Source organism: Nonomuraea sp. NPDC005692 (genome assembly GCF_040631115.1).
Taxonomy (GTDB): domain Bacteria; phylum Actinomycetota; class Actinomycetes; order Streptosporangiales; family Streptosporangiaceae; genus Nonomuraea.
The window spans coordinates 15,051-29,713 of sequence record NZ_JBEXYU010000043.1 but is presented as its reverse complement, the minus strand read 5'-3'; the positions used below and the strand labels follow the sequence as shown (position 1 = coordinate 29,713).

At 73.0% G+C, this 14,663-nt stretch carries 12 protein-coding genes; 4 read left to right on the top strand and 8 right to left on the bottom strand.

The genetic code is table 11. The features are described 5' to 3' along the window. Positions 1–153: 153 nt before the first annotated feature. Positions 154–3,093 carry a tetratricopeptide repeat protein gene (locus ABZ459_RS47110; protein WP_357986073.1) on the top strand — a complete coding sequence of 980 codons (2,940 nt, stop codon included), beginning with the start codon at positions 154–156 and terminating at the stop codon, positions 3,091–3,093. A 124-nt stretch (positions 3,094–3,217) separates the two neighbouring features. Here ABZ459_RS47110 and ABZ459_RS47105 read toward each other — a convergent pair whose 3' ends face one another. Continuing rightward, a complete protein-coding gene (locus ABZ459_RS47105) occupies positions 3,218–3,619 on the bottom strand; it encodes a hypothetical protein (RefSeq protein ID WP_357986070.1) in 402 nt (133 codons plus the stop codon). 225 nt (positions 3,620–3,844) lie between these two features. Here ABZ459_RS47105 and ABZ459_RS47100 point away from each other — a divergent pair, with 225 nt between their 5' ends. Then, positions 3,845–4,402 (top strand): dihydrofolate reductase family protein, encoded by a 558-nt coding sequence (locus ABZ459_RS47100; protein ID WP_357986067.1) that lies wholly within the window; start codon positions 3,845–3,847, stop codon positions 4,400–4,402. A gap of 45 nt (positions 4,403–4,447) precedes the next feature. Here ABZ459_RS47100 and ABZ459_RS47095 read toward each other — a convergent pair whose 3' ends face one another. The 7 genes from ABZ459_RS47095 to ABZ459_RS47065 all read right to left on the bottom strand — a co-directional run bounded on the left by ABZ459_RS47095 (position 4,448) and on the right by ABZ459_RS47065 (position 13,042). Further along, complete coding sequence (locus tag ABZ459_RS47095; RefSeq protein WP_357986064.1) at positions 4,448–4,984, bottom strand: NUDIX hydrolase family protein; 537 nt, start codon at positions 4,982–4,984, stop codon at positions 4,448–4,450. Between the two features lie 164 nt (positions 4,985–5,148). Further along, on the bottom strand, positions 5,149–6,153 hold the full coding sequence (nrfD, locus tag ABZ459_RS47090) for an NrfD/PsrC family molybdoenzyme membrane anchor subunit (protein WP_357986061.1): 1,005 nt from the start codon (positions 6,151–6,153) through the stop codon (positions 5,149–5,151). Then, the gene (locus tag ABZ459_RS47085) at positions 6,150–6,932 is read right to left on the bottom strand and encodes a 4Fe-4S dicluster domain-containing protein (protein ID WP_357986188.1); all 783 of its coding nucleotides are present in this window, start codon (positions 6,930–6,932) and stop codon (positions 6,150–6,152) included. Before ABZ459_RS47085 ends, nrfD begins: the two co-directional genes overlap by 4 nt. Before the next feature lie 63 nt (positions 6,933–6,995). Next, on the bottom strand, positions 6,996–10,223 hold the full coding sequence (gene fdh / locus ABZ459_RS47080; RefSeq protein WP_357986185.1) for a formate dehydrogenase: 3,228 nt from the start codon (positions 10,221–10,223) through the stop codon (positions 6,996–6,998). Positions 10,224–10,228: 5 nt separating this feature from the next. Beyond that, positions 10,229–10,519: a hypothetical protein gene (locus ABZ459_RS47075; protein ID WP_357986058.1), complete on the bottom strand. Its 291-nt coding sequence runs from the start codon at positions 10,517–10,519 to the stop codon at positions 10,229–10,231. A 103-nt stretch (positions 10,520–10,622) separates the two neighbouring features. Beyond that, a complete protein-coding gene (locus tag ABZ459_RS47070; protein ID WP_357986055.1) occupies positions 10,623–12,032 on the bottom strand; it encodes a rhamnulokinase family protein in 1,410 nt (469 codons plus the stop codon). Beyond that, on the bottom strand, positions 12,029–13,042 hold the full coding sequence (locus ABZ459_RS47065) for a LacI family DNA-binding transcriptional regulator (protein WP_357986052.1): 1,014 nt from the start codon (positions 13,040–13,042) through the stop codon (positions 12,029–12,031). The genes ABZ459_RS47070 and ABZ459_RS47065 overlap by 4 nt, the downstream gene beginning before the upstream one ends. Before the next feature lie 135 nt (positions 13,043–13,177). Between ABZ459_RS47065 and ABZ459_RS47060 the strand changes: the two genes are divergently transcribed. Then, complete coding sequence (locus tag ABZ459_RS47060; RefSeq protein ID WP_357986049.1) at positions 13,178–13,495, top strand: L-rhamnose mutarotase; 318 nt, start codon at positions 13,178–13,180, stop codon at positions 13,493–13,495. A 10-nt stretch (positions 13,496–13,505) separates the two neighbouring features. Continuing rightward, complete coding sequence (gene rhaI / locus ABZ459_RS47055; protein WP_357986046.1) at positions 13,506–14,660, top strand: L-rhamnose isomerase; 1,155 nt, start codon at positions 13,506–13,508, stop codon at positions 14,658–14,660. Positions 14,661–14,663: the final 3 nt, after the last annotated feature.

Genomic DNA, 14,663 nt, shown 5'->3' with positions numbered 1-14,663 from the left:
AGGCAACCGCCCCCGCGCTCGTCCTCCGCGCTCGCCCCCCGGTAGGGAAGCGTGGCACCTCGCCGCAATCCGTCGCGGCGGCCGGTCCCGGAGGACTGTAACGCCTTCGCTACTTCCGCTCCGCTTCCACCGGTTCGAGGGCACCCTGGAGACATGTCGAAGACGTCGGCCGGCAACCAGGGCGTCGATGACACGATGACCACCCCGGGGGATCCCGAGGAGCTGCCGGACGTCCAGATGGACGGCAGCGCCCGGGAGCAGGGCCGGGTCTACCAGGCGGTCGGCGACCAGACCATCAACGAGATCTTCCAGCAGGACCCGCGGCGGTCGCTGCCCCCGGCCGGCGCCGTGCGGGTCCCGGCCGGGCTGTCCGGCCTGCCGCGCCCTCCCGTGGCGGCCTTCGTCGGACGGGACGCAGCCCTGACCGCCCTGCGCCGGACGCTGCGGGACGCCAAGGGACCCGGCGTGATCACCCAGGCCGTGCTCGGCCTGGGCGGCGTCGGCAAGAGCGAGCTGGCCCTGCAGTACGCCCACCACCACCGTCATGACCACGACCTGGTGTGGTGGATCGACGCCGACGGCCCCGACCGGATCCGCGCCGGACTGGCCGCCCTGGCCCGGGCGCTGACGTGCGCCATCGATTCGGTGGCCGCCGAGCAGGCCACCATGGAGGAGGCCGCCGCCTGGGCGCTGAGCTGGCTGGCCGCCCATCCCGGGTGGCTGGTCGTCCTCGACAACGTCGAGGAGGTCGCCGACGTCGAGCCGTACCTGGCCCGCCTGGCCCATGGCCATGTGCTGATCACCACCCGCCGCGACATCGGCTGGCAGCGCCTGAACGTCACCCCGTTCCGGCTGGAGCTGTTGCCGCGCCCGGCCGCGATCGCCCTGCTGGCCGGCCTGGTCGGCCCGCCGGACTCCGCCGACACCGGCCGGCTGGGGGAGCTGGCCGAACAGCTGGGGGACCTGCCGCTCGCCCTGGCCCAGGCCGGCGCCTACATCGCCCGCACTCCCCGCATGACCCTGGCCGCCTACCTGGAGCTGCTGACGACCGTCCCCGCCCGGATGTACGGCGCCGCGACGGCCGGAGTCGACGCCGAGCGCGTGGTGGCCAAGGTGCTGACGCTCAGCCATGCCCGCATCGCCGCCGTCGACCCGTTCGCGATCGACGTGCTGAACCTGCTGGCCTGTTTCGCCCCCGACAACCTGCCCTGCTCCGTCCTGGACGGCCTGCCCGAGGCCGACCCGTTGCAGGTCGGCGAGGCGCTGGCACTGCTGGAGTCCTACAGCCTGATCACCGTCGTCCCCGGCCGGGCGGAGGATCTGGTCAGCGTCCACCGGCTGGTCCAGGCCGTCACCTTGCACCAGCTCACTGCCGGCCGGTGTGCTCAGGTTCGTGACACGGCCAGGGACCTGGTCCTGGCCGCGCTCCCCGACGATCCGGGCACGATCGACGCCTGGCCCGCCTACCAGGCACTGTTGCCGCATGCCCGGAGCATGCTGCCACTGGACTCCCCGGGCATGCATCGGGTGGCCACCTATCTTGCCGCGAGCGGTGACTACACCGCTGCCGTCCAGCTTGAGCAGGAGCGCTACACCCACGCGGTGGCGACACTGGGCGCCGAACACCCTCGGACCATGGCCTTTCAGCACAAGCTCGCCATCTGCACCGGGCAGGCGGGGGACGCGTCCGCCGCCCGTGACCAGCTCGCCGCCCTGCTGCCTGTCCGCGAACGTGTGCTGGGGGCCGAACATCCCAGCACCCTGGCCACCCGGCACAACCTCGCCGACTGGACGGGCCAGACGGGGAACGCCGCCGCCGCCCGCGACGGGCTGGCCGCCCTGCTCCCCGTCGAAGAACGGGTCCTGGGGGCGGAACACCTGGGCACCCTGGCCACCCGGAACCAGCTCGCCCGCTGGACGGGACAGGCGGGGGACGCGGCCGCCGCCCGCGACCAGTTCGCCGTCCTGCTGCCTGTCCGCGAACGTGTCCTGGGCGCCGAACACCCCGACATCCTGGCCACCCGGCACAATCTCGCCGACTGGACGGGGCAGGCCGGGGACGCGGCCGCCGCGCGCGACCAGCTCACCGCTCTGCTCTCCGTCACAGAACGCGTCCTCGGCGCCGAACATCCCGCCACCTTGACCACCCGGCACAATCTCGCCTACTGGACGGGACAGACAGGGGACACGGCCGCCGCCCGCGACCAGCTCGCCGCCCTGCTCCCCATCCGCGAACGCGTCTTGGGCCTGGAGCATGCCAACACCCTGACCACCCGGTACAACCTCGCCGACTGGACGGGACGGTCAGGAGACGCGGCCGCCGCCCGCGATCAGTACGCCGCTCTTCTGCCCGTCGAAGAACGCGTCCTGGGCGTCGAACATCCCAGCACCCTGACCACCCGGAACCAGCTCGCCCGCTGGACGGGGCAAGCGGGGGACGCGGCCGCCGCCCGCGACCAGTGCGTGGCCCTGCTCGCCATCCAGGAACGTGTTCTGGGCGCCGAACACCCGGGCACCCTGGCCACCCGGCACAACGTCGCGTACTGGACGGGGCAGGCCGGAGACCCGGCCGCCGCGCGTGACCAGCTCATCGCCCTGCTCCCTGTCCGCGAGCGCGTCCTGGGGGCCGAACATCCGGGCACCCTGGCCTCCCGGAACCAGCTCGCCCGCTGGACGGGGCAGGCGGGGGACGCGGCCGCCGCCCGCGACCAGTGCGTGGCCCTGCTCGCCATCCAGGAACGTGTTCTGGGCGCCGAACATCCCGCCACCCTGACCACCCGGCACAACCTCGCCTGCTTCACCGGGCAGGCCGGAGCCGCGTCCGCCGCCCGCGACCAGCTCACTGCCTTGCTCCCCATCCGGGAACGAGTCCTGGGCGTCGAACACCCCGCGACCCTGGCCACCCGAAACCAGCTGGCCGACTGGACCGGGCAGGCCGGAGACGCGTCCGCCGCCCGCGACCAGCTCACCGCCCTGCTCCCCGTCCGCGAACGCGTCCTCGGCGCCGACCACCCCCACACGCTGATCACCAGGGACAAGCTCACCGACTGGGCAGCGCAGGCGGTGGAGGAGACGGAGCCGAGTATGGGATGACGGTTCCTCGCCCGGTGAGGCCGCGCACAGAAGGGCCGGGTCAACGCCGGAGGCCGCCATGGACGTCCATGGCGGCCTCCGGGCTGGTCATGCCGCTACAGCGGCCCGATCGCGGGGAAGGTGGTCACCACTTCTCCCACTCGCCCGTCTTGAAGCACTTCATCGCCCAGTAGGCGAGCTTGGACGGCCCCGTCCAGCCCACGTAGGGCGCGTGTCCCTGCACGCAGCGCATCTTCTTGATCGTGACCGGCTCCCACCTGCCGTGCGAGCACGCCGGGACCAGCTTCTTGATGACCGGCTTGCCGCACAGCCACCGGACGCTGGGACGCGGGCCGGCGGCCTGCGTCCACGTGGCCGTGACGGCCTGCGCGGAGACCGGGACGGCGGAGACGGTGGCACTCACCGCCGAAGTGGCCGAAGCGGCCGAAGCGGCCGAAGTGGCCGCCGTGGCGGGCGTCCCGGCGGACAGCGCCAACGCGAACACCCCCGCCGCAGCCGCCGTCCCGAGCTTGGTGATCGTCCTCATGGCGTCTTCCTCCCTTGTCGTACCGGATGTCGTACGGGCAAGTTAGGGCGGCGGACGTTGAGTTCCCGTTGAGGATCCGTGCAAGACCAGGCCCGCGGGGATGGGCCGTCCTCAGGAGCCGGCGGCCGGCGCGATGAGTTCCGAGGCGACCGGTGGTCTGAGTGTGTGTGGGTGACCGACCACACCGACCGGCGGGGTCCGGGACGGAACACATGGAGGCATCGGATGCGGAAGTTGATCTTGGGTTTCTACGTCTCGCTCGACGGCAAGAGCGCGGACGGGGACAACGGGATCCGGGACGTCATGATGAGCATCGACGACCCGGAGCAGGAGGAGTACTTCGTCAGCCGGCTGTGGGAGGCCGGGGCCTTCCTCATGGGCCGCAACACCTACGAGATCATGGCCGGATACTGGCCGGGCTCCGACCACCCGTCCGCCAGGGCGATGAACGAGATCCCCAAGGTCGTGTTCTCCCGCACCCTGAAGTCGGCCGACGACTGGCCCGAGACCCGGATCGCCGCCGGTGACACGGCGGAGGAGATCGCCAAGCTCAAGGCCGAGCCCGGCAAGGACCTCGTCGCCGCCGGCGGCACCGCGTTCATGCACTCCCTGATCAGGCTCGGCGTGGTCGACGAGTACCGGTTGTGGGTGCTGCCCGCCGTCACCGGCAGGGGCGCGCCGCTGTTCCCCGAGCTGGACCAGGCGGTGAACCTGCGCCTGGTGAAGAGCACGACCTTCCCGTCGGGAGTCCTCGAACTGGTGTACGTGCCGGCCGGCACGTAAGGCCCGGCGGCGGTCACCCCGACGCCGGGCCGTACCGGAGTGGCGCTAGACCAGCCGGCCCACGTGGGCCAGCGCCTGCTTGAGCAGCACCCCCTGGCCGCCGGTCATCTCCTGCTGCACGGCCGGCGAGGACGCCTCCTCGGGAGTGAACCAGACCAGGTCCAGGGCGTCCTGGCGGGGACGGCAGTCACCGGCCACGGGCACGATGTAGGCCAGCGACACCGCGTGCTGGCGCGGGTCGTGGTACGGCGTGACGCCCGGCGTCGGGAAGTACTCGGCGACGGTGAAGGGCTGCGGCGAGACGGGGATGCGGGGAAGGGCGACGGGCCCGAGGTCCTTCTCCAGGTGGCGCATCAGCGCGTCGCGGATGCGCTCGTGGTGCAGCACCCGCCCCGAGACCAGCGCCCGGCTGACCGTCCCGTCCGCCGCGATCCGCAGCAGCAGGCCCACGCGGGTCACCACGCCGGTCTCGTCGACCCGTACCGGCACGGCGTCGATGTAGAGGATCGGCAACTGGCCGCGCACCGACTCGAGCTCTTCGGGTGCCAGCCATCCAGGCGCGGTTTCGGTCTTTTCGGTCATCTGCCGATCGTATGCCCCACGCCGCCACTGACAGCGTAAGCCCCACCGACCGATCCCCGGACGGGGTCAGGCCCGCCTGGCCGGCCTGCTCCTGCCCGCGATCCAGGACGCCGTGCAGACGACCAGCACGATACCCATGAACGGCAGGTACTCGGCGACTCTTCTCATGACAGATCACGCTCCGCTCTCGACTTGGCGAGCCGCCGGCGTTGCGGCTCGACGGTGTACCGGGGGTCGCACGCCGAGGCCGCCCCGGCGTGGAAGATCCCGAACCGGGTGCACACCGACCCGGCCAGCAGGGCCGCCCCCGCGGCCACCGCCGCGACCCTGCTGCGACCGCCCATGCCCTGACCGAGCAGGGCGCCCGCGACCGACAGCGCCTGGCCCGCCCTGAGCAGGCGGCTGCGCCGCAGCGGCTCGGCGGTCAGGCCCATCCGGCGTTCCATGCGGACGGCCGCCGCGCACTCCAGGGCCGCCCCCAGCACCGCCGCCCGCCGGGCCGGGGCCGCCTGCGCGACCGGCGCGGCCAGCATGCCGAGCCCGCCCGCCGACGCGGCGGCCGAGCCCGCGAACAGGAACGGCATCTCCCTGAACCCGTCGTGCCAGGCCGGGACGGCGGTGTCGCAGATCAGCGCGGCGGTGTAGGTGGCCAGCGCCGGCCCGGTCAGCCCGGCCCCCACCGTGGCCGCCCGGCCCAGCCGGGGGAACAGCCCGGTCACCCCGGTGAACGCGGCCAGCCCGGCCTGCGGCCCGTACGCGGTCAGGATCCAGGTGCCGACGCTCATCGGCGAGGTCACCTTGAACACCCGCAACATGTTCAGGAAGCGCGACGGCTTGCCCAGGTCGTGGATCAGCGCGTACAGCGAGCCGCCGACCGCGCCCAGGGCGGCGACCTTGGCGGCGCGGGCCAGCGCCGGGCGTCCGGTCAGCTCGGCGGCGGCGGCCAGCGTGGAGGAGGCGCCGGCCAGGCCGCCGAGGAACAGGTAGCCGGCGATGTCGTGGTCGCTCCAGGGCGTGCTGTTCAGGACCGGCAGGCCGTAGTAGGAATCGGCCTCCGGCTCGGGCGGCCGCAGGGAGCGGCTGCCGCGGCCCGCCGAGCCGGGCGTGGCCTCGCGCTCGGTGCGCAGGCCGGGCGCGTCGTCCAGGCGCACGTCGGTCTGGTTGCTCATCCGCCCCTCCTCCAGGCCGCCGCGGCGGCCATCCCGGCCAGCAGGACCAGCGCCGCCGCGCCGGCGTGCCGCCACATCGACGGCAGGTCCGCGGTGGTCACCACGGGGTCCGGCGGCAGGCCGTACACCTGGGGCTCGTCCAGCAGCAGGAAGAAGGCGCCGGTGCCGCCCACGCCGTCGGCGGGGTCGTGGCCGTACAGGCGGGCCGAGGACACGCCCGCCGCGCGCACCTGCTCCAGCCGGCGGTCGGCGCGCTCGCGCAGCTCGTCCAGCTCGCCGAACTGGATGGAGTCCGTCGGGCACGTCTTGGCGCAGGCCGGCTCCTGGCCGACCTCCAGCCGGTCGTAGCACATCGTGCACTTGGCGGCCGTGCCGGTCTCCGCGCGCCTGCCGATCACCCCGAACGGGCAGGCGGGCACGCAGTAGCCGCACCCGTTGCAGACGTCCTCCTGGACGACGACCGTGCCGTACTCGGTGCGGAACAGCGAGCCGGTCGGGCAGACGTCGAGGCAGGCCGCGTGCGTGCAGTGCTTGCACACGTCGGAGGCCATCAGCCAGCGGAAGTCCAGGTCACGGGCGCCGGTCTCCTGGTGGCCCAGCGGCTTGCGCTGCTCGACGAACGCCACGTGCCGCCAGGTGTCGGCGCCGAGCCCGACGGAGTTGTCGTAGGACATGCCGGTGAACAGCAGGCCGTCCTCCGGCACCTCGTTCCACTCCTTGCAGGCCACCTCGCACGCCTTGCACCCGATGCAGACGCTGGTGTCGGTGAAGAAGCCCATGCGCCTGGGCGGGTCGTCGTAGCCGGCGTCGAGCGGCGCCCGGTCGAGGTCGAAGGCCACGGCTCACACCTCCGTTCCGGTGTCCTCGGTGACGCCCGCCCGCCGCCGGTAGGCCAGCACCAGCTCCGGCAGGGCCGGGCCGCGCGGCCTGCGCCCGGGGCGGATGTCCGCCGACAGGGCCTTGACCTCCTGGATGTGGGAGTTGGGGTCGAGCGAGATGGCCGCCAGCTCGTTGGCCGCGTCGCCGGTGGCCAGGCCGTTGGGGCCGAAGTGGAAGGGCAGCCCGATCTGGTGCAGGACCTTGCCGTCCAGGTGCAGCGGCGCCATCCGGTCGGTGACCAGCACGCGGGCCTCGATGGCGCTGCGCGCGGTGATGATCGTGGCCCACTCGCCGTGCACGAGCCCGCGCTCGGCGGCCAGCTCGGGCGAGACCTCGCAGAACATCTCCGGCTGCAGCTCGGCCAGGTACGGCGTGTGCCGGCTCATGCCCCCCGCCGTGAAGTGCTCGGTCAGCCGGTACGTGGTCACCACGTACGGGTAGACCGACGCGCCCGGTTCGGCCCCGCTCGGCTGGTAGCGGTTGTCCTCGTGCCGGTAGAGCTTGCGGGCCGGGTTGCGCTGCCGCCCGTAGAGCGGGTTGGCGACCGGCGAGTCCTGGGGCTCGTAGTGGCTGGGCAGCGGGCCGTCCACCACGCCCGAGGGGGCGAACAGCCAGCCCTTGCCGTCGGCCTGCATGATGAACGGGTCGATGCCCGACAACGCCGCCGGGCCCTGCGCCCCCGGCTCCGGCCGGTAGGACGGCGGTTTGCGCTCCTCGAAGTCCGGCACGTCGAGACCGGTCCAGCGGCCGGCGCCCTCGTCCCACCAGACGAGCTTCTTGCGCTCGCTCCACGGGCGGCCGTCCGGCGCGGCCGAGGCCCGGTTGTAGAGCACCCGCCGGTTGGCCGGCCACGCCCACGCCCATTCGGCGGCCACCCAGTCCTGCTCGGCCGCCGGCCTGCGGCGGGCGGCCCGGTTGACGCCGCCGGCGTACACGCCGCAGTAGATCCAGCAGCCGCACACCGTCGAGCCGTCGTCCTTGAGCTGGGTGTAGCCGTCGAGCGGCCGGCCCTCGGCGTCCCAGCCGTTGATCTCGGCGAGCACCGCCTCGGCGACCGGCTCGGCCGTCTCGCCCTCGACGGGGTAGTCCCAGGTGAGGTCGAGCAGGGGACGGTCCATCGGGTCGGCGGAGCCGGCCAGCTTCTGCCGGATGATCCGCCCGAGGTGGTACATGAACCACAGGTCGCTGCGCGCGTCGCCGTCCGGCTCGACGGCCCGGTGGTGCCACTGCAGCCAGCGGTTGGTGTTGGTGAAGCTGCCGCTCTTCTCGGTGTGGGCCGCGGCGGGGAAGAAGAACACCTCGGTGCCGATCCCGGACGTGGTCAGCTCGCCCGTCTCGATCTCGGGGCCGTCCTTCCACCAGGTGGCGCTCTCGATCAGGTTGAGGTCGCGCACCACCAGCCAGTCGAGCTTGGCCATGCCCAGGCGTTGCATCCGGGAGTTGGCCGAGCCCACGGCCGGGTTCTCGCCGAGCAGCAGGTAGCCCTTGCAGGTGCCGTCGAGCTGCGCCAGCACCGTGTCGTACGTGCTGTGCGAGCCGGTCAGGCGCGGCAGGTAGTCGAAGCGGAAGTCGTTGTCGCGCGTGGCCGCCGGCCCCCACCACGCCTTGAGCAGGCTCACCAGGTAGGCGGGCATGTTGGCCCAGAAGCCGCGGCAGGAGGCGTCGGCGCGCAGGAAGTCGCGCATCTTCTCGTGCTCGTGGGCGTGCGGCATCGGGATGTAGCCGGGCAGCAGGTTGAACAACGTCGGGATGTCGCTGGAGCCCTGGATGCTGGCGTGCCCGCGCAGCGCCTGGATGCCGCCGCCGGGGCGGCCGATGTTGCCGAGCAGGAGCTGCAGGATGCTGGCCGTGCGGATGAACTGGGCGCCGTCGCTGTGCTGCGTCCAGCCCACCGCGTAGACGAACTCGGCGGTCCTCTCCGGCCCCGAGTTCTCCGTCAGGTGGCGGCACACCTGGGCGAACAGCTCCGGCGGCACCCCGCACACCTGCTGGACCATCTCGGGCGTGTAGCGGGCGAAGTGGCGGCGCAGCACCTGCAGCACGCAGCGCGGGTGCCGCAGCGTCTCGTCGCGCCGCGGCTCGCCGCCGAGCGGGACGCCGGTGCCGCCCTGCACCTCGGCGCGGCCGGCCGGCATGCTGCCCGCCGGGCGGTCGTAGTCCTCGTCCCGCTCGCCGGAGGCGGCGACGGTGTGCATGCCCTCGTACTGCCAGGTGTCGTCCTCGTAGCAGCGGTGCTCGGCGTCGAAGCCGGAGAACAGGCCGTCGAGGTCCTCGGCGTCGCGGTAGTCCTCGCGCAGGATGGTCGCCGCGTTGGTGTAGTGCAGGACGTAGTCGCGGAAGAACAGCTCGTTCTCCAGCACGTGGTTGACGATCGCGCCGAGGAAGGCCACGTCCGAGCCCGCCCTGATCGGCACGTGCAGGTCGGCCAGCGCGCTGGTCCGGGTGAACCGCGGGTCCACGTGGATGACCACCGCGCCGCGGGCCTTGGCCTCCATCACCCACTGGAACCCGACCGGATGCGCCTCGGCGAAGTTCGACCCCTGGATCAGCACGCAGTCGGAGTGCTGGAGGTCCTGCAGGAACGTCGTGGCCCCGCCGCGCCCGAACGACGTGCCGAGACCCACCACGGTCGAGCTGTGGCACACCCGCGCCTGGTTCTCGATCTGCACCACGCCGAGCGCGGTGAGCAGCTTCTTGATGAGGTAGTTCTCCTCGTTGTCCAGCGTCGCGCCGCCCAGGCTGGCGATGCCCATCGTGCGGGCCACCCGGCGGCCGTTGTTCTCCCACTCCCAGGTCGCCCGGCGGGTGGCGATGATCCGGTCGGCCACCATGTCCATGGCGGTCTCCAGGTCGAGCTCCTGCCAGTCGGCGGCGTACGGCGGGCGGTACAGGACCTTGCGCAGCCGGTCCTCGCCGGTGGTGAGCTGGAGGCTGGAGGCGCCCTTCGGGCACAGCCGGCCCCTGCTGATCGGGGAGTCGGGGTCACCCTCGATGTGCACGACCTTCTCATCACGGACGTAGACGTTCTGGGCGCAGCCCACCGCGCAGTACGGGCACACCGACTTGACCACGCGGTCGGCGGCGGCCGTCCGGGCCGGGTGCGCGCCCGTGCGCGGCGACTTCACCGCGGCCGCCCGGCCGAGCCTGTCCTTGCCGGTGAGCTGCCGCAGCAGCGGCCAGGAGAACCCCATGCCGCTCACGCGCCCGTCTGGCGCATGCGCCGGTCGCTCCAGGCCCGCTCGCGCATCCAGGCATGCACGTCGCCGCGCTCGACCGGCCCGACCTCGCGCGGGTTGACCAGGTGCTGGGTACGCCCGGCCAGCAGGCCGGGCCGTCCCCGCCGGCGCGCCACCGCGTCGCTCCCGTCGGCCGGCACGCCCGTCGCGATCAGGTACGCGCGCCCCGCGGGCACGCCCAGCAACCTGGCGATCTCCGCGTAGTCCAGCCCCTGCGACAGCAGCCGCAGCACCCGCTCCTTGCTCGGCATCGTTCCCCCCGGCGCCCGTTCCCCCCGGTCCCGGTCCTCCCCCTCGGGGGTAGGCGGAAACCCGAAGTCCCACGTCAAAGGCGTATTTGGGGACAGTTTGGCGTCAGGCCAGGCGGGCGGCGGCCTCCCCCCAGGCGGCGGCGTCGCCGGCGGGCTCGTACCGGCGCAACTCCTGCGTGGCGGACACCAGCGCGCGCATCCCGGCCAGGTCGGCGACCAGCCCGGCCGTCCGCGCCTGCACCAGGACGTTGCCGAGCGCGGTCGCCTCGGCCGGCCCGGCCACCACCGGCAGCCCGCAGGCGTCGGCGGTGAACCGGCACAGCAGTTCGTTGCGCGACCCGCCGCCCACCAGGTGCACGACCTCCACCTCGCGGCCCGACAGCTCCATCGCCTGCCGGATCGCGTTGCGGTGCCCCAGCGCCAGGCTCTCCAGCACGCAGCGCACGAAACCCGCGGGCGTCGAGGGCGGCCGCTGCCCGGTGCGGCGGCACTCGGCGGCGATCCGCGCGGGCATGTCGCCCGGCGGCAGGAACACCGGCAGGTCGGGGTCCACCACCGCGGCGAAGGGACGTTCGCGCGCGGCCGCCGCCAGCAGGTCCTCGAGCGAGGAGCCGGGCCAGGCCCGCAGGCACTCCTGCAACAGCCACAGCCCCATGACGTTGCGCAGGTAGCGGACCGTGCCGTCGATCCCGGCCTCGTTGGTGAAGTTGGCCGTCCGGCCCGCCTCGGTGAGCACGGGGGCGAGCAGTTCCACCCCGGCCAGCGACCAGGTGCCGCACGAGACGTAGGCGAACGCGGGCCCGGCGGCCGGCACGGCGGCCACGGCCGAGGCGGTGTCGTGGGAGGCCACCGCCCGCACCGGCGCCGAGAAGCCGATCTCCGCCGCGACGTCGCGGCGGACCCCGCCGATCGGCTCGCCCGGCTGCCGCAGCCGGGGGAAGATCCCCCCGGGCAGGCCCAACCGGTCGATCAGCGGCACCGCCCAGGACCGGGTGCGCACGTCGAGCAGGCCGGTGGTCGAGGCGTTGGTCACCTCCGCGCCGATCTCGCCGGTCAGCCAGTAGCCGATCAGGTCCGGGACGAGCAACATCGTCGCGGCCCCGTCGAGCCGGTCGGCCAGGAGCTGGTAGACGGTGTTGAACGGGAGCACCTGCAGCCCGGACACCGCGTACAGCGCCTCGGCCCCGATCAGCTCGGCCACCTGCCCGGCCACCCCACGCGTACGGTCGTCGCGGTAGTGGACCGGGTTGCCGAGCAGCGCGCCGGTCTCGTCGAGCAGGCCGTAGTCGACGGCCCACGAGTCGACCCCGATCGAGGTGACCGGCCCGGCCGCGCGCAGACCGGCGAGGATCTCGCGGTAGAGGCCCAGGACGTCCCAGTGGAGGCGGCCGGCCAGGCGGACCGGGCCGTTGGGGAAGCGGTGGACCACGGACGTGGCGAGCCCGTCCGACAGGTCGGCGACCAGCACCCGGCCGCTGGAGGCGCCCAGGTCCACGGCGGCGAATCTGCTCATTGGGTGGACTCCCTCGCGACCAGTTCGGGCTGGAACATGATGTGCTGGTGGGCGTGCTCGTCCGGGTTGTCGCACTCGTCCAGCAGCAGTTCGGTGGCGATGCGGCCGAGCTGGTACGTCGGCTGCCGCATCGAGCTGAGCGACACGGCCGAGGCGGCGGCGAACTCGATGTCGTCGTAGCCCATCAGCGCCACGTCGTCGGGCACCCGCACCCCGGCGCGCAGCAGGGCCCGCAGCACGCCCAGCGCGAGCAGGTCGTTGGCGCAGAACACCGCCTCGGGCAGGCCGTCCGCCATCAGGTCGGCGGCGGCCTTCTCACCCGCGCGGGCGGTCATCGCGGCCGCCTCGACCACCCGCAGCGAGGCGGGGTCGAGCCCGGCCGCCGCCAGCGCCTCCGCCGCGCCCCGCCGCCGCTCGACGCACTGGCGCACGGTCAGCGGCCCGCTCACGTACGCGACACCGGCCGCACCCCCGTGCCCGCCCCTGGCCAGCAGGTGCGCCACCGCGGCCCGGCCGCCCGCGACGTCGTCCACCGCGACCGCGCACTGGTCGGGCCGGTGGGCCGGATGGTCGACGAGCACGACGCTGATGCCGCGCTCGCGCAGCCGGTCCAGCCGGGCCGGGTCCTCGCCGGACGGGGTGATCAGCACGCCGCGCACCCGCTGCTCGGCCAGCACGCCCAGATTGCGCTCCTCCTTGTCCGGGGAGCCGGCCGAGTTGCCGAGGATCACCGCGTAGCCCAGCTCGCTGGCGACGTCCTCGACCCCGGCGGCGACCTCGGTGAAGAACGGGTTGCCGATGTCGATGACGCTCAGGCCGATCGTCCTGCTGTGGCCGGCGCGCAGGGTCGAGGCCGAGCCGTGCCGGACGAAGCCGAGCTCGCGGATCGCGGCCTCCACCCGTTCGCGGGTCGCCGGGGCGACCTTCGCCGGTCTGTTCAGGACGTTCGAGACCGTCCCGGGGGAGACGCCGGCGCGGGCGGCGACGTCCTTGATGCTGACCATGGCCATGGCGCCACATTAAAACGTACCAACGACGAGGTTGGCCAGTCCCGCCGATCTGGCGGCGCCGGACGCATTGACAGCGTCCCCGTGTGATCGTAGTTTCCTCCGCGACAGATTAAAACGTTTTGAAGAGGGGTGACCGTGCGACGCGTCTGCTTCCTGCTCAAGGTCCGTCCCGAGCGGCTGGCGGAGTACCGCGAACGCCACCGGGCCGTCTGGCCGGACATGCTCGACGCGCTGCGCCGCGCCGGCTGGCACAACTACTCGCTCTTCCTGCGCGACGACGGCCTGCTGGTCGGCTACCTGGAGACCGCCGACTTCGAGGCCGCCAGAAAGGCGATGGCCGCCACCGAGGTCAACGCGCGCTGGCAGGCCGAGATGGCGCCCTTCTTCGAAGACCTCGACGGCCGGCCCGACGAGGGCATGCGGCCGCTGGACGAAGTGTTCCACCTGGACTGATCGGGGAGTCATGACCACTGACCTCAAGGCCGCCCTGCGCGCGCTGCACATCGAGACGCCGTCGTGGGCGTACGGCAACAGCGGCACCCGGTTCAAGGTGTTCGCGCAGCGGGGCGTGCCGCGCGACCCGTACGAGAAACTGGCCGACGCCGCCCAGGTGCACGCCCACACCGGCGTCGCGCCCACGGTCGCCCTGCACATCCCCTGGGACAAGGTGGCCGACTACGGCCACCTGGCCGCCCACGCCCGCGAGCTCGGCGTCGGCATCGGCGCGATCAACTCCAACGTCTTCCAGGACGACGCCTACATGCTCGGCAGCGTCACCAACCCCGACCCGGCGGTCCGCCGCAAGGCGCTGGCGCACCTGCTGGAGTGCGTGGACATCATGGACGCCACCGGCTCTGCCACCCTCAAGCTCTGGTTCTCCGACGGCACCAACTACCCCGGCCAGGACGACATCCGCGCCCGCCAGGACCGCCTGGCCGAGGCCCTGTCCGCGGTGTACGCCCGGCTCGGCGAGGGGCAGCGCTTCCTGCTGGAGTACAAGCTGTTCGAGCCCGCCTTCTACACCACCGACGTGCCCGACTGGGGCACCGCCTACGCCCACTGCCTCAGGCTCGGCCCCAAGGCGCAGGTCGTCGTGGACACCGGCCACCACGCGCCGGGCGTCAACATCGAGTTCATCGTGGCGTTCCTGCTGCGCGAGGGGAAGCTCGGCGGCTTCGACTTCAACTCCCGCTTCTACGCCGACGACGACCTCATGGTGGGCGCGGCCGACCCGTTCCAGCTCTTCCGCATCATGTACGAGGTCGTGCGCGCGGGCGGGCTGGCGGCGGGCGTGGCGTTCATGCTCGACCAGTGCCACAACATCGAGCCCAAGATCCCCGGCCAGATCCGCTCGGTCATGAACGTCCAGGAGGCCACGGCCAAGGCGCTGCTCGTCGACCGGGACGCGCTGGCCGCCGCCCAGGCCGGGGGAGACGTGCTGGGCGCGAACGCCGTGCTCATGGACGCCTACAACACCGACGTGCGGCCGCTGCTCGCCGAGCTGCGCGCGGAGGCGGGCCTCGCGCCCGACCCGATGGCCGCGTACGCCAAGTCCGGATATTTCGAGAAAATCGCTGCCGAGCGCGTCGGCGGCACGCAGGCCGGCTGGGGGGCCTGACCA